Genomic DNA, 22,151 nt, shown 5'->3' with positions numbered 1-22,151 from the left:
AGCCATATTTTAAAAGCCTGCTTAGGCCACTAAGCGTGCTTTTTGCTTTTCTGCGCCCTTCACCCTCTTCCGTTCTCTCCCGCCGATGACATACTATCGAAAGCTGAAAATAGCCCTGCGTAAAACCAGCAGGATAAGGAGAGAAGATGACGCATCAGACAGCCGATACTGCCCTTACCCCCAACCAGGCCCTCGATAAATTAGAGGAGCTGTACGATGCCTCGGTCAACGCACTGCGCGACGCCATTGGTCAGTATGTTGAAAACGGTGTACTACCCGAAGTTGAAAAACGTGCCGCCGGATTATTTGTCTACCCAGAGTTACGCGTCAGTTGGGATGGCACCGTTCACAACCCGAATAAAACACGTGCCTTTGCCCGATTCACTCATCCCGGCAGTTACACCACCACCATCACCCGTCCAGCACTCTTTCGCCATTATCTGGCTGAACAATTAACGCTACTCCACGAAGATTACGGCGCGCAGATTGAAGTGGGATTATCACAACATGAAATCCCTTATCCCTATGTCATTGATGGCTCCAGTTTGTCGCTGGATCGTTCAATGAGTGCCGGTTTACCTCGCCATTTCCCAACAACCGAATTAGCACAGATTGGCGATGAAACAGCGGATGGCCTGTTCCATCCAACCGAGTTCTACCCGCTTTCACATTTCGACGCACGTCGCGTTGATTTCTCGTTAGCCCGCCTGCGCCACTACACCGGCACGCCAGTCGAGCATTTCCAGTCTTTCGTGTTGTTCACCAACTACACCCGTTATGTCGATGAATTTGTGCGCTGGGGTTGCCAGCAAATCCTTGATCCTGAAAGCCCGTATGTCGCGCTTTCGTGTGCAGGCGGCGTGTGGCTAACTGCCGACAGCCAGGCCCCCGAAGAAGCCATTTCCGATCTCGCCTGGAAAAAGCACCAGATGCCAGCCTGGCACTTGATTGATGCCACAGGTGCCGGAATCACGCTGATTAACATCGGCGTTGGCCCGTCGAATGCAAAAACAATTTGCGACCACCTGGCGGTATTGCGCCCGGCTGCATGGCTGATGATTGGGCACTGCGGCGGATTGCGTGAAAGCCAGTCGATTGGCGATTACGTGCTGGCTCACGCTTATCTGCGCGATGACCATGTGCTTGATGCAGTACTGCCGCCAGACATTCCGATCCCAAGTATTGCCGAAGTCCAGCGCGCACTGTACGACGCCACTAAATTGGTGAGCGGTATGCCCGGCGAAGAAGTCAAACAGCGCCTGCGTACCGGCACCGTCGTCACCACCGACGATCGTAACTGGGAATTGCGTTATTCAGCCTCGGCGTTGCGTTTCAACCTGAGTCGCGCCGTCGCCATTGATATGGAAAGCGCCACCATTGCCGCGCAGGGTTATCGCTTCCGTGTGCCGTATGGCACGTTGCTGTGCGTTTCCGATAAACCTCTTCATGGTGAGATAAAACTCCCAGGGCAAGCCAACCGCTTTTATGAAGGGGCGATATCTGAGCATTTGCAAATCGGTATCTGCGCCATTGATCTCCTGCGAGCCGAAGGTGAACGCCTACACTCGCGCAAATTACGCACCTTTAATGAACCTCCTTTCCGTTAAGAGAAAATAATAATGCAACACACATCACCTCTGGCTACATTGCGCAGCCTGCTTAAAGAGCGCGAACTCGATGGCATGCTTATTCCTCGCACCGACGCATACCAAAGTGAATACTGCGCCCGTTTTGACGACAAACTGGAGTTTATCAGCGGCTTCGACGGTTCAGCGGGTCTGGCCCTGATTCTGGCTGACCGCGCTTTGCTTTTTGTGGATGGTCGCTACCAGGTTCAGGCTCGCCAACAAGTGAACCTTAGCGAGTTTGAAATTCACCATTTGCACGACGAGCCAATTCATATCTGGCTGCACGATAACCTGCCAGCAGGCAAACGCATTGCCTTTGAGCCGATGCTGATGGTTAACAGCCAGTACGAAAGCCTGCGCACCAGCGGCTGTGATCTGGTTGCCGTTAACGATGACCCGATTAATTCAATTTGGACTACTCGTCCGGCAGCACCGCGCGGTGCGATAAGACAAATGCCAGATGAAATCAGCGGCGAGTCAACAGAGTCAAAATGCACACGCATGGCGCAAGCGCTGGCTCAAAAAGGGGTGGATTACCTTGCCCTCACCCTGCCTGACAACATCGCCTGGTTGCTTAACGTCCGTGGTTCAGACATCCCAACAAGCCCAGTACCACTTTCGTTTGCGCTGGTGAAAAACGACGGTGCAGTTGAATGGTTTGTTGATGAAGCCAAACTTCAGCAGCTCGATAGTTCTCTACTGGATTCCATTCATATTCAAAAACCGGATGCGTTTCTGGCGCGTTGCCAGCAACATGCTACCGGAAAACGTTTCTTACTAGACGCTGACAACGCACCGGTAGCAGTGCGTTTTGCTGTGGAAACTGGTGGTGGCGAAATCGAGTGGCAAACAGATCCCATCACACTGATGAAAGCGAACAAAAACAGCACTGAGTTGGAAGGTTATCGTACAAGCCATATTGAAGATGGCGCGGCTTGGGTAAACTTCCTTGCATGGCTAAACCATGAAGTGCCGCTACGTGAAGCTACGGGCAACCCAATCACCGAACTCGAAGCGCAGGAAAAGCAGCTCGCTTTCCGCCAGCAGTGCGACAACTTCCTGGAACAAAGCTTTGGCACGATTTCCGCTGCAGCCGGAAACGCGGCGATGTGTCACTACCACAGCGCACCGGAAACCAATGTTGCTATCACCAGCAATCAATTTTATCTCAATGATTCCGGCGGCCAGTATTTCAATGGCACCACCGACGCGACACGTACGCTGAATTTCGGGCAACTCGATGCCCAACATCGTCTGCACTATACGGCGGTGTTAAAAGGGTTCCTGTCACTGATCTCCTTACAGTTTCCACAGGGCACACAGGGCCATCAACTGGATGCGTTCGCGCGTCGCCCCTTGTGGGAACTGGGGCTGGATTACGACCACGGCACTGGCCACGGCGTTGGCCACTGTCTATTGATTCATGAAAATCCGCATCGTATGGCGAAGAAAGTGAACCCGTGGCCAATGTTACCGGGCAATGTCATCACTATTGAACCGGGTTATTACCTCGCGGGAAGTCATGGTATTCGTATCGAAAACCAGGTCGAAGTCATTGAGTCACAGCCAGGTTTCTGCAAATTCGCGTCTCTGACACTGATCCCAATCGACCTGAGCGCAGTGGAATTGTCGTTGTTGAACGTGCAAGAAATTGCCTGGCTTGATGATTACCACCAGCAAGTGCGTGAAATATTGTCGCCACTGGTTTCCAGTGATGCCCGCCCGTGGCTGATTGAAGCGACGGCTCCGGTCAAAACACAACGCACATAAAACCGCCGAAGAGCCGTGTTTTTACGGCTCTTTTCCCAATTTTGCCGATTAAACCAGCAATCAAACAACTTTCCGCTAAACAGGCTTTGACAACCCTGCGGTCGCCCGATAATATCCGCCCCGTTCACACGATTCCTCTGTAGTTCAGTCGGTAGAACGGCGGACTGTTAATCCGTATGTCACTGGTTCGAGTCCAGTCAGAGGAGCCATATTTAAGAAGCCTGCTTAGGAAACTAAGCGGGCTTTTTGCTTTTCTGCGCCTCACTAACTTCCCGCTTCTGCCGTTTTTTTGGACTTATTTGCTTCAACTCACGCCCCTGATTAAAGATGTGTAAATGTGATTCATTTACACCTGGCAATCCTTGTAACTGCTAGTGATTATCATTTATCGTTCGCCGACCCGATGGAGGCCTCTCTTGTTCGGGACTCAAAGACGTTCCAATCACTCTGGGATATAAAACGATGAATGCTCTGCCTCGCACTGGACTGCGCCGTATCACGCTTGCATCAGCTGTGGTTTTATCCGTAAGCCTACCGGCTTTCGCACAAGATCCTCTGACTCTCTACACCACTCGTGAACCGGGACTGATTCAGCCATTGCTGGATACCTGGACACAATCCAGTGGTGTCAAAGTGAATACGGTTTACATCAAGGATGGCATGCTCGAGCGTGTGAAAGCGGAAGGTAAAAATTCCCCTGCTGACCTGCTGATGACTGTAGATGCAGGCAACCTTATCGATTTAGTTGAAGCAGGCGTCACACAACCCGTGCAGTCAGAAACGCTCACAAAAGCTATCCCGGCAAACCTACGCGGTGAAGATAATCAGTGGTTTGCGCTTTCTATGCGCGCTCGCGTGCTTTACGCCGATAAATCACTGCCGATTGATAACTGGCATTACGAACAACTTTCCAACCCGGAATACAAAGGGAAAGTGTGTATCCGCTCCGGCCAGCACCCGTATAACACCGCATTGATTGCCGCGATGATTGCTCACCACGGTGAAGCGAAAACTGAAGAGTGGTTACGTGGCGTAAAAGCCAATCTGGCACGTAAAGCGACCGGTGGTGACCGTGACGTTGCACGCGATATCCTCGGTGGCATTTGTGATATTGGCCTGGCGAACTCCTACTACATCGGTCATATGAAAAATGCCAAAGAAGGTAGCGATGCCCGTAAATGGGGCGATGCCATTAAAGTTGTGAAGCCAACCTTCGAAAAAGGTGGCACACACGTAAACATCAGTGGTGCCGCAGTAGCCCGCTATGCACCGAATAAAGCTGATGCCGTAAAACTGATGGAATATCTGGTTTCTGCACCTGCGCAGCAGCTCTATGCGAAAGCGAACTTTGAATATCCGGTACTCAAAGGTGTCACGATTGATCCTGTCATCAGTGCCACTATCGGTGAAATTGACGTCGACAGCGTTCCATTAACCGAGATTGTTAAACACCGCAAACAAGCGAGCCTGCTGGTAGATAAAGTTGGATTCGATCAATAAATCACTTCGTCTTCCGACGTTACGCGGCCTGTTTTCCGGGCCGCAATCATTATTAACACCGCTCCATCTTGGCGCATTATGTATTGCGCTTGGTGTTCTGACGCCTGTCGTTGCGCTTATCTGGCAGGCAACACAGGCTGATTTCTCGCACTGGGACAATCTCATGAAGTTTGTCCTGCCATCAGTGCTGAAAAATACCGTGCTGCTACTTGCAGGCGTTGCCGTCATCGTGGGTGTGATTGGGGTTGGTAGCGCATGGGCCGTCACCGCATGGGATTTCCCCGGGCGAAAAATCCTCAGTTGGGCACTGCTATTACCGCTGGCAATGCCGACTTACATCGTGGCATTCGCGTGGCTGGATTTATTACATCCGATTGGCCCGCTGCAAACCTTCATTCGCTTTGTGCTCGGTTATGATAGCCCACGCCAGTTTCGTCTTCCTGATTTACGCGGGCTGCCTGGCGCAATCATTCTGCTTGGTCTGGTGCTTTATCCTTATGTCTACCTGACGACCCGCGCCATGTTCATCAGCCAGCCGGCGCATTTGCTGGAGGCTGCACGAACACTGGGTTGCAGCGCTGCGGGTACGTTCTTGCGCGTTGCATTACCCATGGCTCGCCCGGCGCTGGCGGTGGGCATCAGCCTGGCGCTTCTGGAAACGCTCAACGATATTGGCGCATCTGAGTTTCTCGGCGTACAAACCCTCACCGTCACGGTCTACACCACCTGGATTTCTCGCTCAGATCTCGCTGCCGCCGCGCAAATTGCCTGCATGATGCTGATGTTTATTTTCTGCATCCTGACGATGGAATTTTATGGCCGCAAAAAACAGGGGTTCAGCAGCCGCAGCCTGCGTAAAATTCAGCCTACGCGAGTGCACGGTTGGCGCGGATGGTTACTTGGCTCGGTTATCGCACTGCCAGTAATCCTGGGATTTTTAGCACCTGTGGCATTTCTGGCATGGGAAAGCGCAAAACGTTTGGGTGAGGAAAATGCGCTTTCTCCATCGTTATTATCGGCCTTGCAAAATACGCTATCGCTGGCTGCAGGAACCACATTAGTGGTGGTTTGTGTCAGTTTATTGGTGGCGTGGAGCGCGCGCCACAGCGCTGCCGACAACGCAATGTCAGGGTTTCGTCGTGCCGTGATGCGCCTTGCCTCTTTAGGCTATGCTGTTCCGGGCACCATTCTGGCGATTGGCTTTCTTACACCGGCTATGGCAGTGGACAGATGGCTTGCAGATCTGATGGATATTCGTGGTCTTCCGCTGATGTCAGCCGGTATCTTGTTGGTTATCTGCTGCGCGATACGTTTTCAGGCCATCGCCATCGGTGCACTGGATTCCGGCCTTAGCCGTATTCCACCTTCCCTTGAACAAGCTTCGCGTTTGCTGGGCGAAAATGGCACTGGCACCTTTGCGCGTATTCATCTGCCGTTGCTTCGTCCGGCGCTGGTCAGCAGTGCTTTATTGGTTTTTGCTGATGCAATGAAAGAGCTGCCGACTACCCTGCTTTTGCGCCCGGTCAATTTTGAGACACTGGCAACACTACTTTATGCCGAGGCTGCACGCGGAACCTACGAAGAAGGGGCCATCGCCGCCTTGATGATTGTTCTCGCGGGCACGTTGCCGGTTATTTTACTGGTGCGCCACCAAATGACTCGCCAGGGTTAGAGGAAAAATTTATGTCAGAGGTTGCGTTACACCTTCAGGATGTTCACGTTGCTTATAGCAACAGCCAGCAATCCGTTCTGAACGGGTTTTCTATGTCTGTGCGCAAGGGCGAACTCGCCTGCTTGTTGGGCGCATCGGGCTGTGGGAAAACTACCGTATTGCGTGCGGTCGCAGGTTTTGAACGGCTGCAAAGCGGTGAGATTTATGTGTCACAGCGACGTGTCGCAGGGCCAGAGGTTCATCTGCCACCGGAAAAGCGCCATGTCGGCATGGTGTTTCAGGAATATGCATTATTTCCACATTTGACTGCCCAGCAAAATGTGGCGTTTGGCCTGCGTCGACTTCCCCGTGAACAGCAACACGCCAGGGTGGCGGAGCTGCTGCAAATGGTGGAGTTACAAAGTCATGCCAGCCGTTACCCACACGAGCTTTCCGGTGGGCAACAACAGCGCATTGCGCTGGCGCGAGCACTGGCACCCAATCCTGGGATCCTGCTGCTTGATGAACCCTTCTCAAGTCTTGATAAGCAAACCCGCGAACGCCTTGGCACCGAAGTGCGTGATATTCTGCGGGACGCGGGCCAAACAGCACTGCTGGTAACACACAGCGAACACGAAGCCCAGTTAATGGCCGACCATATCGGTTATGTGCAACAAGGTGAGTATTGCGCGAGTCAGCATCCTCGCGCTGAACAAACTGAAAGTTAACTTAAAGCTTAAGCTGCTGCGGTTTCATGCAAGCGTAACCAGAGCAGATCAGAACCTGTCTTGCTGAATATGACGGTGGAATAGCGCTGTGAGTTTTCTTGCTCCGGCAAACTCTGCCATTCGCTATAGCTGACCACTGCACCAGCAGGCCATTCGGCAATCACCGTTATCTCGCCCAGTGAAATGTTCAATCCAGGTTTTGCTGCTCGCTGTGCCAGAAAAAATGCACTTAGTGAGTCAACGTTCAGTGTTTTGCCACCTGGCGTGACCATGGTAAATTCAGGCGCAAAGCGAGCCTGTAGCGCCTGTAAATCTCCTTCTCCCTTGCCAAGCCAATTTTCGATTGCAACATGAGCATCAATAACTTCCTGAATATAGTGATTCATCTTCACTCCTTTTGAGCATTGAGTTGACGCAAAATGGCGCCGTTAGCGATGCGCAGACAAAGCAACGCAGGAAATAATGTGCTGGTCGCTGCCAGATAAAAGCACCACTGATAAGCCGTTGTGGGAGGCAGCTTTTCCAGCAGTGTATTAAGCAGCAAGCTTAATAACGCGATACCCACGCAGAAACTCAGTTGGCGGTTAATGTTCCATAGTGCGCTTGCCTGGCCGAGTTGGTCATCTGCAACCTGTAAAAAGGCACAACTTTGCGCGGTGCTGCTACACAAGCTGCCACCGAACCCCATCATCGCGAAGGCCGCCAGCAGTAGCGGGTATTGATTCGCGCTATGGATTTGAGCCAACACCAGAATGCCAAGGCCTTGCAGCAGGCAACCTGTTATCAGAATGGGGCGTGGGCCAACACGGTTGAACTGTTTTCCGGTGAACATTATCGCCAGCAACGAGGCAATGGACCAGGGCACCATCAGGCTGCCGACTCGCGTCGCACTCAGGTTAAGCAGATTTTGCAGCCAGAGCATAGCGATAAGGCTGACACCTATAAACATCCCCGGAATACACTGATAAATCATCATGGCGTTACGTAATAACGGATCCTTCACCAGGCGGAGATTAATCAATGGCTGCGGATGACGCAGACTGTGGCGAACAAACCCCGTAAACAGCACCATGGCGCACACAAGCAACACGATGCCAGATAACATCTGACCGCTTTGAGCAAGCATCGTGAACCCGAGTAAAGTCAGCATCAGCGCCCCACAACCACTAGCCAGCCCAATGAAGTCCAACGTTGCCGGTTGAGTCGTGCGTGGTTCTTTTTGTAGCCAGGCCGCCGCAAGCAGCAGCGCGATGAAAGCAAGCGGCAAATTTGCGAAGAACACCCAGCGCCAACTGAGCGAATCGACTATCACGCCGCCAATCGCAGGCGACAGCGCTGGGGCCAGCAGCCCTACTAACATTATCGCCGCCGATAATGCCGCACGTTCATGACGACCATAAAGCGGGTAGGTCAACGTCTGCCCAACCGGGATCAACAACCCACCGCCCATACCCTGTAACAACCGCCAGCCAATCAGCTGCCCGATAGATTGCGCCGTGCCCGCGCCAAATGTCGCCAGCAAAAATGAACTCAGCGAAATAAGCAAGACTGCGCGCCCACCCAGGCGCTGCGCAAGCCAGGCACTGAGAGGAATAACCAGCGTCAGCCCCAGAATGTAAGCATTGCTTACCCAGGAAAGCTCGCTGACTGAAGCACCAAGCCCGTGCCCAATGGCTGGGTACGCAACGTTTGCAATAAACATGTTGATCAAATCAACGAAAAAACCCAGCAGATAAACAATGGTAACTTTGGTGCGATAACGCATAAGACCTCCGGTTAGAGGCGAAGGAGTGTAGCGGCGCGAAAGATTGAGATAAATCACCTGGCGGGCGTTACACTGTCAAAATATTTTTGACAGTGATGAGACTAATGGTGCTGAATCTACAACGATTAACTATTTTTGTCGCAGTAGTGGAGGCCGGTAGTTTTACCACAGCCGCAAGCTTGCTGGGCCTGAGCAAGGCGGTAGTGAGTTTTAACATCAAGCAGCTTGAGGCGGAATCTGGCGTGTCGCTCCTGGTGCGCAGCACCCGGCGGCTTTCGCTCACAGATGCAGGAGAGCGTTTTTATCCCCGTTGCCAGCATCTGCTTGAAGAAGCTCAAAACCTGCTCGATGATGTGCAGCGGGATCACCAGGGGTTGAGCGGCGTATTACGCATAACCAGTACGCCGGAATATGGCTCACAAGTGGTCGTGCCTGCACTTGCTGCGTTTTCACTTGAGCATCCGCAATTGCGCATCCAACACGTTTCTTCTTCATATCATGCGGATTTAATAGCGGAGCGATTCGATATCGCAATCCGCCTCGGCCATCTTGCGGATTCAAATCATCGCGCAGCGCCTATAGATAGCTTCGCTATTTTGCCCGTTGCCACCCCGGCTTATCTGGCAAAACACCCGGTAGAAAACCTGGCTCAGTTGGCGCAAGCAACATGGCTTGCACACAGCCGATTGAGTTCGCCCCTTAGCTGGCAAGTGACGACCCCAGAACACCAGGCAATATTGTTTGATGTGGAAAAACCACCGGCGATCGTTGCAGATAGCGCAGCCGCGTTGCTCGCCTTTGCCCTTGAAGGTGCAGGCGTTGCACTCTTGCCCGAGTGGCTGGTACGCCCGGCAATTACCGCCGGCGAACTTCAGGTGTTGCTGAGTCACTATCAGTTTCCTCGTCAGAGCATTTATGCCCTCTACCCCAATACTCGCCATGTCCCGGAGAAAGTACGGGTATTTATTGATTTCTTTCAAGCCTGGGTTGGTTGTACGAAAAGATAGAAAAAAGGCCGCCACAAGTGCTGTGGACGGCCTCTTGTAAAAACAGTTCAGGACTTACGGTTCAACCGCATTCAAACGAATTAGCTGTAATGGCTCAGCCAACAACGCATCCATCTGCTGCACAAAAACCTGAAAATGCGGCAGTGCAACGTGTGCATCTAGCGCTTCCTGCCCTTTCCAGGACTCACGCATGTAAAACAAATCCGGGGAGTCCTCAAGCTGGAACAAGGCATAATCCAGGCAACCTTCTTCCTGGCGAGTCGGTGAAATCAGCAACTGCAGCGCAGATTTTAGAGCCTCACGTTTCCCTTCTTTCGCTTTTAACACCGCGATAATCGACAGCGTGTTATCAGACATGCTCAGCACTCCGTTAAGATTTCGCTGAACTCCAGGCGCGACTTAGGTAGTGCGGCGTTGAAGTCTTCCACACTGCGATAGCCGATCGGCACGATAACCAGGCTGGTGAAACCTTTTTCGCGCAGGCCAAACTCTTCGTCCAGAATGCGTGCATCAAAGCCTTCGATTGGCACAGCGTCAATATTCAATGCTGAAACACCCAGCAGGAAATTCCCAACGTTGAGATAAACCTGCTTTTCCATCCAATGCTGAGCATCTTTCAAATCAAAGCGGTGCATATTCACGAAATAGGAACGACCTTTATGCTGCCCTTCCATCGCCTGCTGGCTGGCAAAACGGCCATCCGCGTTTTCTTTGTTCAGCAATGCGGACAGATGTGTCTCATCAATGCTGGTTTTCGCACAGAACACCACAACGTGTGAGGCATCAAGCACTTTGCGTTCGTTAAACACGTAGAAACCAGAAGTCGCTTTGGCGATACGCGCTTTCGCTTCGTCAGTGCTTGCCAGAATAAAATGCCACGGCTGCGAGTTGGTGCTCGACGGGCTCAGACGCAGCAAATTTTTTACTTTTTCGATATCGTCGTAGCTAATTTTTTTGCTCGCATCAAACGCTTTTGTGGAATAGCGTGATGCTGCTGATTGAATAATGTCCATAATTCCCCCGTAATAAATTTGCTATAATTTTTATGTAATTAGAAACCTTCGAGCACGATTTTACCCACCGCACGGTTGGTTTCAATTAATTCGTGGGCGCGACGCAGGTTTGCTGCATTTATGGTGCCGAAATGCTCACCCAACGTGGATTGAAGCACACCCTGGTCAATCAACGTCGCCACACGAGTTAACAAACGGTTCTGCTCAATCATGTCGCTGGTTTCAAACATTGAACGGGTGAACATAAACTCCCAGTGCAGCGAAATGCTTTTTACTTTCAGTGGACGCGCATCAAGCGTTTCCGGATCGTCAATCAGCGCCAGTTTCCCTTGCGGAACCAGCGCTTCAATTAACTGCGTATAATGCTGTTCGGTATGATTCAGGCTGGCGACATGAGTCACATTCTTCACGCCAATACGCTGCAGTTCTTCAGCCAACGGTTTGCTATGGTCGATAATGTGGTGCGCACCTAAATCAGACACCCACTTCTGGCTTTGTGGACGTGAAGCAGTGCCGATAACGGTGATATTGGTCAGCTTGCGTGCTAACTGAGTCAGAACAGAGCCCACGCCTCCCGCCGCACCGACAATCAACAGCACATCATTTTTGTTGCCGTTTTCAGCCACACCCAAGCGGTCAAATAACATTTCCCAGGCGGTAATCGCCGTTAAAGGCAATGCTGCGGCAGAAGCGTTATCAATGGATTTTGGTTTCAATGCCACAATGCGCTCATCTACCAACTGGTATTCACTATTGCTACCGGGGCGCGTTAAAGAACCGGCATACCAAACTTCATCACCTGGCTTAAACAGCGTTACAGACTCCCCCACCGCCACCACAACACCAACAGCATCCCAACCCAAAACTCGCGGTTGCTCGGCGTTAAAACCCGCACGAACTTTGGTATCTACCGGGTTAACAGAAATGGCTTTCACTTCGACCAGCAAATCATGGCCTGAGGCGACAGGTGTCGGTAAAGTCATCTCGTTCAGAAATTCCAGATTGGTACCCACCTGCGTGGCTTGTGTAATAGCGATAGCTTTCATCTGCTGCTCCAGACATTAAAGGGTTCATCGAGTGAATGAACTCATGGTACAAGGAATCATGACGGCGAAAACCAGGTCATAGAAAACAACACTTATACTCGGAGAGTTAAAATGCTTAGGTTGGAAGACCTTACCTTGTTTGTCAGGGCTGCCGCCTTAAACAGTTTTAGCGACACCGCACGCGAAGCAGGATTGCAGCCCGCACAGGTCAGCACCGCCATTAAACGCCTTGAGCAAACGCTGAATATCCGTCTATTTGCCCGTTCTACTCGTAGCCTGAGACTCACGCCGGAAGGTGAAACCTGGCTGCCATATGCCGTTAATGCACTGCAAACGTTGGAAGCCGGATTCGAGCAAATTCAGCCGGTGACTGACGCAGTGCGTGGCGTGCTGCAAATCGCGGTGCCTTCAGACCTCGGGCGCAATATGTTGCTGGGCGTGTTTCAGGCATTTCGCCGCGAACACCCGGCGCTACATTTAAAAATCCTCTTCTCCGATCAAATCACTGATGTCTTCAAAGATCCGGTGGATGTCGCCTTTCGTTACGGTAATAACGACGACGCGTCGTACGTGGCGCTACCGCTCGCGCCCCATAATCGACGCGTTGTTGTAGCCTCACCGTCATATCTTGAGCGTTTTGGTGAGCCAGAAACTATCAGTGAACTGCTGCAACATAACGCACTGACTTATGTGATTCGCGGGCGAGTTTTCGATAAATGGCCGCTGGAAATGAATGGTGATGTGCATCATGTGGCAGTTAAAAGCGCAATGATGAGTGACGATGCTGAAGTGATTCGCCGGTTAGCCATTGCAGGTGAAGGGATTGCTTTTAAATCCTGGCTGGATGTCAGCGGGGATGTAAACGAAGGCCGCTTGAAGATTATTCTGCCACAGTATCAAGGGGATCATGTTCCGCTTAATATGATCTGCCCACATCGCAAACAGCTTTCAACCACAGTACGGTTGTTACATCAGGCGGTAAAACAGCGTTGTGATGCTCTGCAAAATTTATTACCGGTCTAATTCCCGATATAAATGAAAACCGGCCACGAAAGTGGCCGGTTGATAAAACAATTACCCAATGGGATAGGTGTACGGAGCGTTAACGCCCAACGGCAGACCCACCGCCCACCACACCAGCAGGAAGATGCTCCAGCAGATAAAGAAAATAACCGAGTAAGGCATCATCATCGACACCAATGTGCCGACACCGGTCGATTTCACATAGCGTTGGCAATACACCACCACCAGCGGGAAGAACACCATCAGCGGCGTAATAATGTTGGTAGTGGAATCACCAATACGGAACGCAGCCTGCGTAAGCTCAGGGGAAATCCCAACTGCCATCAGCATTGGCACCATAATCGGTGATAACAGCGCCCATTTTGCAGACGCAGAACCAATCAGAATGTTCACCACAGCGGTCAACAAAATCATACCAATGATGGTTGCTTCGCCCGGAAGCGCCATGGTTTTCAGAACATCTGCACCCGCCAGCGCAATCAGTGTACCAATATTGGAATCACCAAAAGCTTTGATGAACATGGCGCAGAAGAATGCCATCACCATGTATGAACCCATTTTGCTCATGGATTCATTCATCGCATTGATAACATCTTTACCGCTTTTAAAGGTTCCGGCGACAAAACCGTAGACGATGCCAGGAATGATGAAGATCAAGAAAATCAATGGCACGATGGATTTCATGATCGGCGCGCCATAGCTGGTAAGCGAGCCATCAACAGGGCTACGCAGCAGCGACGTTTCCGGCCATGCCAGAGCTGCCAGACCCGCCAGCCCCAGAATCATCACCAGGCCCGCCACTTTAAAACCACGGCTTTCTTTAGCGCTGTACTGGCTCATATCTTCGTTATGTTGATAATCCCCGTCGATTTCCAGTTTTGAAACGCGTGGCTCAACAATGCGCTCAGTCACCCACCAACCAACCAGCGTAATCATCACCGTAGAACCGATGCCAAAGAACAGGTTACACAACGTGTTTACGGTATAGGTGTTATCGAGAAGCTGGGCAGCCGTCTGCGTAAAACCTTGCAATAACGCATCGTTACCGGTTGGCACCATGTTTGCCGCAAAACCACCAGATACCCCAGCAAATGCTGCTGCAATACCCGCCAGCGGGTGGCGTCCGGCAGACATAAAGATTATCGCACCCAGTGGAATAACCAGAACGTAGCCCGCGTCCGCTGCGACGTGGCTGAACATCGCAACGAAAATAATCATTGGGGTCAGCAGTTTCTTCGGCGTCACACGCAGCATTTTTTTCAGACCGGTGTTAATGAAGCCTGATGTTTCTGCCACGCCAACACCCAGCATCGCAACCAAAACGATACCCAGTGGGGCAAAACTGGTAAACGTCGTCACCATTGAGGAAATAGTAACTGTTATTGCCTGTGCTGAAAGCAAGTTATTAATCTTAACTGCTTCATTAGTCACAGGATTCACGACATCAAAATCAACAGTGGAAAGCACCGCAGACATCGCCATCACAACCAGTAAAAAATAGAAAAATATTAAAGCGGGTTCGGGTAATTTATTCCCAGCTTTCTCAACAGCGTTGAGAAAACCTGTCATCAGACGACCTTCCGTGTTCCTTGTCGTTGTACTCATTACTACCTCTGCTCATCCGTTATATTCATAAAAGTCATTGCTCGCGGCAATTAATAACATTTTAGAATATTTAACGGCTACTAACTTTACGTTACTAGTAAAAACGAGACATTGCAGAGTGATAGATATCAATATTTTGAATAATAGCCATACAAGAAGCTGATAAAGCAGTCATACAGCAGAATAAAAAATGGCAGAAACATCCCTAAATCGCTATTACGGCATTCGATCTTTGCACGCTATGAAAGCGGCTCTTTTTTAGGGCGAGGATATTTTTTAAGCCAACGCCCGCTGACCATTCGCCAATAGAACAGAACGCCGCGCACGGTCCAGTCGAAGAACATTCCCATCCAAACGCCTACCACACCCATTCCCAGCACAATGCCTAACGTGTAGCCTGCGACTACGCGACAGCCCCACATGCTCGCCATGGAAACCCACATCGCAAAGCGGGCATCTCGCGCCCCTTTTAGCCCCGCAGGTAATACCCATGACGCAGCCCAAATAGGCATAAACGCAGCATTCAACCAGATAAGTATTTTGACGACCTCTTTCACATCATCTTCTTGGGTGTAGAACGAGGCCATTAGTCCGGCAAAAGGTGCTGTTCCCCAGGCAATCATGGTTAACATAATGGTGGAGAGCCAAAAAACATGGCGCAACTGCCTTTCAGCCTGGCCAATTTGCCCTTTGCCCAAACGCTTACCCACAATAATGGTGGAAGCCGAACCGAGTGCGTTGCCTGGCAAATTTATTAACGCTGCAATCGAGAAGGCAATAAAGTTACCGGCAATGACGTTGGTGCCCATACCAGCAACAAACATTTGCGTAAGCAATTTACCAGCGTTAAACAGCACCGATTCAATACTTGCCGGGATACCAATCCCCAGAACTTCCCACAAAATGCCAATTTTGATCGGCCGGAAATAGCTTTTAAGTGAGATGCGCAGCGCAGGGTTAAATCCAATCACCAGCCCATAAATAAAGCCTATAGCACCGATGTAACGCGAAATGGTCAGTCCCAGGCCTGCACCAACAAAACCCATTCCGTTCCAGCCCAATGCGCCGTAAATCAGCACGCTACTAATAATGATGTTGAGAATGTTCATCCCACCGTTAATCAGCAACGGGATTTTAGTATTCCCTGCCCCGCGTAACGCCCCGCTGCTAATTAGCGCAATCGCTGCCGCCGGGTAACTCCAGACCGTGGTTTGCAAATATGAGAGTGCGAGCCCCTTTACTTCTGGTGTTGCGGCACCGGCAATCACGTTAATGACGTGTTCGCCCGCCAGATGAATACCCGCCGCCAGCCCAATGGCGATAATTGTCATCAGGATCAGCGACTGGCGCGCCGCATCACGCGCACGTTTTGGGTCACGCTTACCAAGACTAAAGGCCACCACAACGGTCGTACCGAGATCCACCGCCGCAAAAAACGCCATGATCACCATGTTGAAACTATCGGCCAGGCCAACGCCCGCCATTGCTTCTTTTCCCAGCCAACTCACCAGAAAGGTACTCAACACCCCCATCAGTAAAACGCAGGTGTTTTCCATGAAGATAGGCACCGCAAGGGGTGTAATTTCGCGCCAGAAAAGGACTCGATAGCTTTTTCGTTTGGCGTACCAGCGTGTGTTAGCCACGCGCTGATGAAGTGCTGCTTTTAAGTTCAAGATTGACCTTGGGGAGGAAAGTGAAACCACATTTCAAATAATGATTTACAAATCGTTATCCTGCAAAGAGTTTTTTGTATAGGGCACAATTCGTAACAACTGTTTTGAATTTTACATTCATGTCGGATGTCGCGGCGCGAATCCGACCTACGAATTTACCTACACCCCGCCTAAATACGCTTTACGTACCTCCTGATTCCCTAACAACTCTTCGCCGCTGCCGCTCAGGCGAATTTGCCCGTTAGCCATCACATAACCACGGTCGGACAGCTTCAAGGCATGGTGCGCATTTTGCTCAACCAGAAAAATCGTCATGCCATTTCTCGCAAGCTCTCGTAGCGTCTGGAAGATTTGTTTCACCACAATTGGGGCGAGCCCCAGACTCGGTTCATCAAGCAACAACAGTTTTGGGCGGCTCATCAACGCACGGGCAATCGCCAGCATTTGCTGCTCACCACCGGACATGGTCATCGCCCGCTGTTTGCGGCGTTCTTTTAAACGTGGGAACAAATCGAACATGGTCTGCAAATCTTGTGTGGCATATTGGTTACCGATGGGAATGGTGCCCATCAGCAAGTTTTCTTCAACTGTCATATCCGGGAAAATGCGTCGCCCTTCTGGCGCTTGCGCAATGCCGCCTGCGGCGACGAAATGCGTCGATTTATGGCTGATGTCGTCGCCACGGAACAGGATTTGCCCGCTGCGAATACGCGGCTGGCCGAAAATCGACATTAATAACGTTGATTTCCCTGCCCCGTTCGCGCCAATCAGCGCCACTGTTTCCCCTTCATTGACCTGCAATGACACCTGTTTTAGCGCCTGAATCACGCCATAAAAAACATCTACGTTGCGAAACTCCAGCATCGCCTCACTCATACACTGACCTCGTCTTCGTCGGTGCCCAGATAGGCGGCAATCACTTTTTCGTCGTGTTGAATTTGTTCAGGTTTTCCCTGCGCAATCACATCGCCGTGGTCGAGGACAATAATGTGATCGGATATCTCCATCACCATGCCCATATCATGTTCAATCAGTAAAACAGTGATGTCGTGATGATCGCGTAGAAAGCGGATTATCTTACTGAGTGTGCGCGTTTCAACGGGGTTAAGGCCAGCGGCTGGTTCATCAAGGCAGATCATTTCCGGCGCGGTACACATAGCACGAGCAATTTCCAGCCGCCGCTGTTGCCCATATGACATCTCGCCCGCCAACCGGTTGGCACAATCCACCAGATCCACAACTTCCAGCCAGTAAAACGCCCTGTCCAACGCACGGCTTTCCGCATGCCGGTAAGCAGGAGTATTGAGTACCCCGGCGAGCAAATTGCGATTCACTTGCATGTGCTGCGCCACCAGCAAATTTTCCACCACCGACATCTCCCTGAATAAGCGGATATTCTGGAACGTGCGGGCAAGCCCGGCACGGTTCACCAGATGCGTGCCGCCAAACATTTTGTAAAACAGACGTTGCCCAAGGCGCGGCGGATTTATCCAGTCACCAGGCTGGAATTTCTGCCCGAGGATCTGAATCACGTTGGTGGTTTTATCACGCGTATTGAAAAGAATATTGCCGCCGGACGCTTTATAAAACCCCGTCAGGCAGTTAAATACCGTGGTTTTCCCCGCACCGTTAGGACCGATAAGTGCGGTAATAGACCCGCGTCGCACCTCAAGGTTGACGTCGTTCAGCGCTTTAATCCCGCCAAAATGCATCATCAAATGCTCGACGTTCAAAATCATTTCGCTCATGGTGCGACTCCTTTACGCACCGCAAAGCCGCTGCGGTTAATGCGAATCAACCCACGTGGCCGCCAAATCATCATCACCACCATCAACATGCCAAACAGCAAGACGCGATATTCCGCAAAGCTGCGCAGCAGTTCTGGTGTCACTGTTAACACAAACGCTGCCAGCACCACGCCGACTGTCGAGCCCATTCCACCCAACACGACGATGGCGAGAATTAACGCAGACTCAAAGAAGGTGAATGAAGTCGGGTTGACGAACCCCTGATAAGTGGCGAAAAACACGCCTGCAATACCCGCAGTGGATGCGCCAAGCGTAAAGGCTGAGAGTTTGACCAGAACATGATTGAGCCCCATTGAGCGGCAGGCGATTTCATCTTCGCGTAATGCTTCCCAGGCACGGCCAATCGGCATCCGCGTCAGGCGGTGTTTGATATACAGCACCAGCAATACCACCAGCACCAGAATGGTGTAGATAACAATAAACTTTAGATTGGGGTTATAGGTAAGATGGAAAAACTCATGAAATGGCACACCACCTTGTTCTTTGGCTCGCCGTCCAAATTCAAGACCAAACAGCGTGGGAGGTGGTGCTGAAATCCCGTTCGGGCCGCCAGTGAATGTCAGCCAGTTGTTGAGCACCAGGCGGATGATTTCCCCAAATCCAAGTGTCACAATCGCCAGATAATCACCGTGCATACGCAAAACAGGAAAGCCGAGCAATGCGCCTGCGGCGGCGGCCATCAGCGCCGATAGCGGCAGCATCGACCAGAAACCGAGTCCGAGGTAATGATACCCCAGAGCAAGGCCGTAAGCGCCAATGGCATAAAAGGCGACGTATCCCAAATCCAACAACCCCGCGAGGCCAACCACAATATTGAGCCCCAGACCGAGTAACACGTAAATCAGCCCGAGAATCGCTACCGTCAGCACGTATTTCGTCGCCACAAACGGGAAGCAAATGGCAAGCAGCAACACCAGCGGAATAATCCAGCGCATACGGCTTTTGTAGTTTGGCGGACGCACATAAACACCTGAGTTATCCGTTTCAAAACGGCTTAAAAACCGTATGCCGGTTGATGTAGATAAAAAAGCGCTCAACAAAAAACGCCCAATCATCACCACGACGATTATCGCTATCAGGCGCTGACCTTCGAAGTTAAAACTGTAGCCATCCAGCACCACGCCCACTATTGGGCCAAACACAATCAATGCGACCAGACCGGCGAATATCGCATCCAGCACACAGCGTTTGAGTGAAAAACCTTCGTGCAAAACTGTTTCTGATGTCATGTTTTGCTCCCTCACACTTTGGCAACGATCGGACGGCCAAGCAGCCCCTGAGGACGGAAAATGAGGATCACCACCAGTAATCCAAACGAGAACACATCTTTGTAATCAGAATTGACCATGCCCGAAAATTGCGCCTCAGCAATGCCAAGAATCAAACCGCCCAACATCGCACCGGGTAACGAACCAATCCCGCCCAGCACCGCTGCGGTAAACGCTTTAATGCCGATAATAAAACCGGCGTAAAAATCGAAAGTGCCGTAGTTCATCGTGATTAATACGCCCGCAAGCCCCGCCATTGCCGCACCAATTACAAACACCAGTGAAATAACGCGGTCGGTATTAATACCCAGAATCGAGGCCATTTTTCTGTCCTGTTGCACGGCACGGCACATGCGTCCTAAGCGGGTATTACCGATAATCCACGTAAGCAGAAACATGCCAGCAAACGCGGCAATCAAAATAAACACTTTGGTGTAGGTGATTTGTACAAAGCCTTCGCCAATATGAAAACGGAATACGCCATCCAGCATGGTTGGAATACCCTGCTGGCGCGGACCCTGGCTGATTTGTGCGTAGTTTTGCAGGATTAACGACATACCGATTGCAGAGATCAGCGGAGCTAAACGTGTGGAATTGCGCAGCGGTTTATAAGCGATGCGCTCGATAGTCCAGCCGTACACGCCCGTCACGACGATGGTGAACACCAACGTGCCGAGAATGAGCAAAGGAAATGAGTGCAAACCGAAGAACGACAGCAGCGCCAGGCCGATGGCGCAGAGATAGGCGGAAATCATATACACTTCGCCGTGTGCGAAGTTAATCATGCCAATAATGCCGTAAACCATGGTGTAGCCGATGGCTATCAACCCGTAGACGGAACCTAGCGTTAAGCCATTTATCAACTGTTGCAGGAAGAATGCATCCATCATCGCGCGCTCTTGTGTTATAGGCAGGGCATGCCAGCCTGTTGTTTATAGAGCGTCGGTATGCCGGAACATACCGACGTTGAGCGTGACTGCGTCCCGTTACTGGACTTCTTTGTATTTGCCTTTGTCATCCCACTGATAAACCACATAGTCAGAGACTTTCAGGTCGCCTTTGCTATCCCAGGATTTTTTGCCCATCACGGTATCGACCGGGTTCGCTTTCAACCAGGCGCTGGCCTTAGTCGAATCAGTACCGCCAGTGGCTTTAAATGCCGCAGCAATGGCTTGTATGGAAGCATAGGAATAGAGGGTGTAACCTTCAGGTTCAAATTTACCGGCGCGGAATTTATCGATTACCGCTTTGCCTTCCGGGATCAAACGGGGATCTTTACCGAAGGTCATGTAAATACCGTTGGTGTATTGCGGGCCACCTGCTGCCGTCACCATCTCTTCATTGACGATGCAATCACCCGAGAAGAATTTGGCTTGTACACCCTGCTCACGCATCTGGCGTACCAGCGGCCCGGCTTCCGGGTGGCAACCACCGAAGAACACCACATCTGGTTTTTGCGCACCAATTTTGGTGACCAGCGCGTTAAAGTCTTTTTCACCACGCGATAAACCTTCGTACATCACATCGTTCACACCCCGTTTCGCCAGCGCCGCTTTGGTCGCATCAGCAAGTCCCTGGCCGTAAGTGTCTTTGTCGTGAATGATGACCACACGTTTGGCTTTTAGCTTATCAATAATGTAATCGCTGGCGACCAGCCCTTGCTGGTCATCACGCCCGCACATGCGGAACATATCGTTCATGCCACGTTCGGTAATAAGCGGATTGGTCGACCCTGGGGTAATGGCGAGAATGCCCGCGTCGTTATAAACCTCTGAGGCAGGCATCGTAGATGAAGAACAAAAGTGCCCGACCACGGCTTTGACTTTATCCTGGTCAACCAAACGGTTAGCGACGGAAACCGCCTGTTTTGGTTCACAAGCATCATCGCCTTGCACCAGTTTAATTTTTTCGCCGTTGATGCCACCTGCGGCGTTAATGTCTTCAGCGGCTTGAGTCGCCCCATGCCAGTATTGATCACCATAAGTTGCATTTGGCCCAGTGAACGGCCCGGCGACACCAATCACAATATCGGCATGGGCGGAAAACGCCGTAACCAGACAACCTGCCAACACAAGAGAAAGAGGACTTCTGATAAATTTCAGCGACATTTGTATGTTCCTTAGCAAAGAAGCAAAGAGGTTTTATGCACAACGGTTTAAGAGCCATTCACAAGCAAAACGCGAACAAAATGCACCAATCCAGACAAAATCCTGTGGTTTACGGCGGGTATCCTTACGGTTTTTCATGACTATGAACAATAAGCAAAATAGCTGCCAGAATTGGCCCCCATTGCTTATGTTTAGACATATTTGAGTTTTGAGTATAGAGCGCCGTTTTAAGCGGCTCGGCACAACGCGATGAAATTACAGCGGGGATCACATCTGATTAACATTAAAGCCCGTAAGTCATGCAGTGGTCACGATTTATGCAGTTTTGCACCAAAATAGCTCACCAGGTGCTAAGGGGTTGTATTTGTCTTAATACTCAACAAGTTGACTATAAAAAGAACAAATAAAAAACTTTTTCGCTAACCCTTTGACATGCCTCCCGCTAATCGTTAATATGCGCCCCGTTACACAATTCCTCTGTAGTTCAGTCGGTAGAACGGCGGACTGTTAATCCGTATGTCACTGGTTCGAGTCCAGTCAGAGGAGCCAAATTCGAAA

General features: G+C 51.0%; 19 protein-coding genes and 2 tRNA genes. 9 read left to right on the top strand and 12 right to left on the bottom strand.

Annotation, left to right across the window (positions count from 1 at the left end):
- The first annotated feature begins 146 nt into the window (after positions 1-146).
- The 6 genes from FH968_RS21485 (at position 147) to FH968_RS21460 (ending at position 7,277) form a co-directional block, all read left to right on the top strand.
- Complete coding sequence (locus FH968_RS21485; RefSeq protein WP_139883184.1) at positions 147-1,607, top strand: AMP nucleosidase; 1,461 nt, start codon at positions 147-149, stop codon at positions 1,605-1,607.
- Positions 1,608-1,619: 12 nt separating this feature from the next.
- Positions 1,620-3,398: an aminopeptidase P family protein gene (locus tag FH968_RS21480; RefSeq protein ID WP_139883182.1), complete on the top strand. Its 1,779-nt coding sequence runs from the start codon at positions 1,620-1,622 to the stop codon at positions 3,396-3,398.
- A 133-nt stretch (positions 3,399-3,531) separates the two neighbouring features.
- Positions 3,532-3,607: transfer RNA gene (locus FH968_RS21475), tRNA-Asn, on the top strand.
- Positions 3,608-3,860: 253 nt separating this feature from the next.
- Positions 3,861-4,898, top strand: a complete 1,038-nt coding sequence (locus FH968_RS21470; RefSeq protein WP_139883180.1) for an extracellular solute-binding protein — start codon at positions 3,861-3,863, stop codon at positions 4,896-4,898.
- A complete protein-coding gene (locus tag FH968_RS21465; RefSeq protein ID WP_139883178.1) occupies positions 4,882-6,570 on the top strand; it encodes an iron ABC transporter permease in 1,689 nt (562 codons plus the stop codon). Before FH968_RS21470 ends, FH968_RS21465 begins: the two co-directional genes overlap by 17 nt.
- 11 nt (positions 6,571-6,581) lie before the next feature.
- Positions 6,582-7,277: an ABC transporter ATP-binding protein gene (locus FH968_RS21460; RefSeq protein ID WP_139883176.1), complete on the top strand. Its 696-nt coding sequence runs from the start codon at positions 6,582-6,584 to the stop codon at positions 7,275-7,277.
- A gap of 8 nt (positions 7,278-7,285) precedes the next feature.
- Here the strand turns inward: FH968_RS21460 and FH968_RS21455 are convergent, their stop codons facing one another.
- Entirely contained in the window at positions 7,286-7,663 is a 378-nt protein-coding gene (locus FH968_RS21455; RefSeq protein WP_139883174.1) for a DUF4440 domain-containing protein, read from the bottom strand.
- A 2-nt stretch (positions 7,664-7,665) separates the two neighbouring features.
- Positions 7,666-9,042 carry an MFS transporter gene (locus FH968_RS21450; protein ID WP_139883172.1) on the bottom strand — a complete coding sequence of 459 codons (1,377 nt, stop codon included), beginning with the start codon at positions 9,040-9,042 and terminating at the stop codon, positions 7,666-7,668.
- 107 nt (positions 9,043-9,149) lie between these two features.
- Between FH968_RS21450 and FH968_RS21445 the strand changes: the two genes are divergently transcribed.
- Positions 9,150-10,049, top strand: a complete 900-nt coding sequence (locus tag FH968_RS21445; RefSeq protein WP_139883207.1) for a LysR family transcriptional regulator — start codon at positions 9,150-9,152, stop codon at positions 10,047-10,049.
- 54 nt (positions 10,050-10,103) lie between these two features.
- Here FH968_RS21445 and FH968_RS21440 read toward each other — a convergent pair whose 3' ends face one another.
- The 3 genes from FH968_RS21440 to FH968_RS21430 are packed head-to-tail and all read right to left on the bottom strand — an operon-like array spanning position 10,104 to position 12,108.
- Entirely contained in the window at positions 10,104-10,406 is a 303-nt protein-coding gene (locus FH968_RS21440; protein ID WP_139883170.1) for a putative quinol monooxygenase, read from the bottom strand.
- Between the two features lie 2 nt (positions 10,407-10,408).
- The gene (gene nfsB / locus FH968_RS21435) at positions 10,409-11,062 is read right to left on the bottom strand and encodes an oxygen-insensitive NAD(P)H nitroreductase (protein WP_139883168.1); all 654 of its coding nucleotides are present in this window, start codon (positions 11,060-11,062) and stop codon (positions 10,409-10,411) included.
- Positions 11,063-11,100: 38 nt separating this feature from the next.
- Entirely contained in the window at positions 11,101-12,108 is a 1,008-nt protein-coding gene (locus FH968_RS21430) for a zinc-binding alcohol dehydrogenase family protein (RefSeq protein ID WP_139883166.1), read from the bottom strand.
- 111 nt (positions 12,109-12,219) lie between these two features.
- Between FH968_RS21430 and FH968_RS21425 the strand changes: the two genes are divergently transcribed.
- The gene (locus FH968_RS21425; protein ID WP_139883164.1) at positions 12,220-13,131 is read left to right on the top strand and encodes a LysR family transcriptional regulator; all 912 of its coding nucleotides are present in this window, start codon (positions 12,220-12,222) and stop codon (positions 13,129-13,131) included.
- 51 nt (positions 13,132-13,182) lie between these two features.
- Here the strand turns inward: FH968_RS21425 and FH968_RS21420 are convergent, their stop codons facing one another.
- The 7 genes from FH968_RS21420 to FH968_RS21390 all read right to left on the bottom strand — a co-directional run bounded on the left by FH968_RS21420 (position 13,183) and on the right by FH968_RS21390 (position 21,593).
- Positions 13,183-14,736 carry an AbgT family transporter gene (locus tag FH968_RS21420; protein WP_223271361.1) on the bottom strand — a complete coding sequence of 518 codons (1,554 nt, stop codon included), beginning with the start codon at positions 14,734-14,736 and terminating at the stop codon, positions 13,183-13,185.
- A gap of 239 nt (positions 14,737-14,975) precedes the next feature.
- Positions 14,976-16,409 carry an EmmdR/YeeO family multidrug/toxin efflux MATE transporter gene (locus FH968_RS21415; protein ID WP_139883161.1) on the bottom strand — a complete coding sequence of 478 codons (1,434 nt, stop codon included), beginning with the start codon at positions 16,407-16,409 and terminating at the stop codon, positions 14,976-14,978.
- Positions 16,410-16,568: 159 nt separating this feature from the next.
- Positions 16,569-17,285 (bottom strand): ABC transporter ATP-binding protein, encoded by a 717-nt coding sequence (locus FH968_RS21410; RefSeq protein WP_139883159.1) that lies wholly within the window; start codon positions 17,283-17,285, stop codon positions 16,569-16,571.
- A complete protein-coding gene (locus FH968_RS21405) occupies positions 17,282-18,157 on the bottom strand; it encodes an ABC transporter ATP-binding protein (RefSeq protein ID WP_139883156.1) in 876 nt (291 codons plus the stop codon). Before FH968_RS21405 ends, FH968_RS21410 begins: the two co-directional genes overlap by 4 nt.
- Entirely contained in the window at positions 18,154-19,446 is a 1,293-nt protein-coding gene (gene livM, locus FH968_RS21400; RefSeq protein ID WP_139883153.1) for a high-affinity branched-chain amino acid ABC transporter permease LivM, read from the bottom strand. The genes FH968_RS21405 and livM overlap by 4 nt, the downstream gene beginning before the upstream one ends.
- A gap of 11 nt (positions 19,447-19,457) precedes the next feature.
- Complete coding sequence (locus tag FH968_RS21395) at positions 19,458-20,372, bottom strand: branched-chain amino acid ABC transporter permease LivH (RefSeq protein WP_139883201.1); 915 nt, start codon at positions 20,370-20,372, stop codon at positions 19,458-19,460.
- Between the two features lie 99 nt (positions 20,373-20,471).
- A complete protein-coding gene (locus FH968_RS21390) occupies positions 20,472-21,593 on the bottom strand; it encodes a branched-chain amino acid ABC transporter substrate-binding protein (protein ID WP_139883151.1) in 1,122 nt (373 codons plus the stop codon).
- 473 nt (positions 21,594-22,066) lie between these two features.
- Here FH968_RS21390 and FH968_RS21385 point away from each other — a divergent pair.
- Positions 22,067-22,142: transfer RNA gene (locus FH968_RS21385), tRNA-Asn, on the top strand.
- Positions 22,143-22,151 lie beyond the last annotated feature (9 nt).

This window comes from Buttiauxella sp. B2, from assembly GCF_006376615.1.
In the GTDB taxonomy this organism is placed as follows: domain Bacteria; phylum Pseudomonadota; class Gammaproteobacteria; order Enterobacterales; family Enterobacteriaceae; genus Buttiauxella.
The sequence above is the reverse complement of the archived record's forward strand: the minus strand, read 5'-3'. Positions and strand labels throughout refer to the sequence as shown.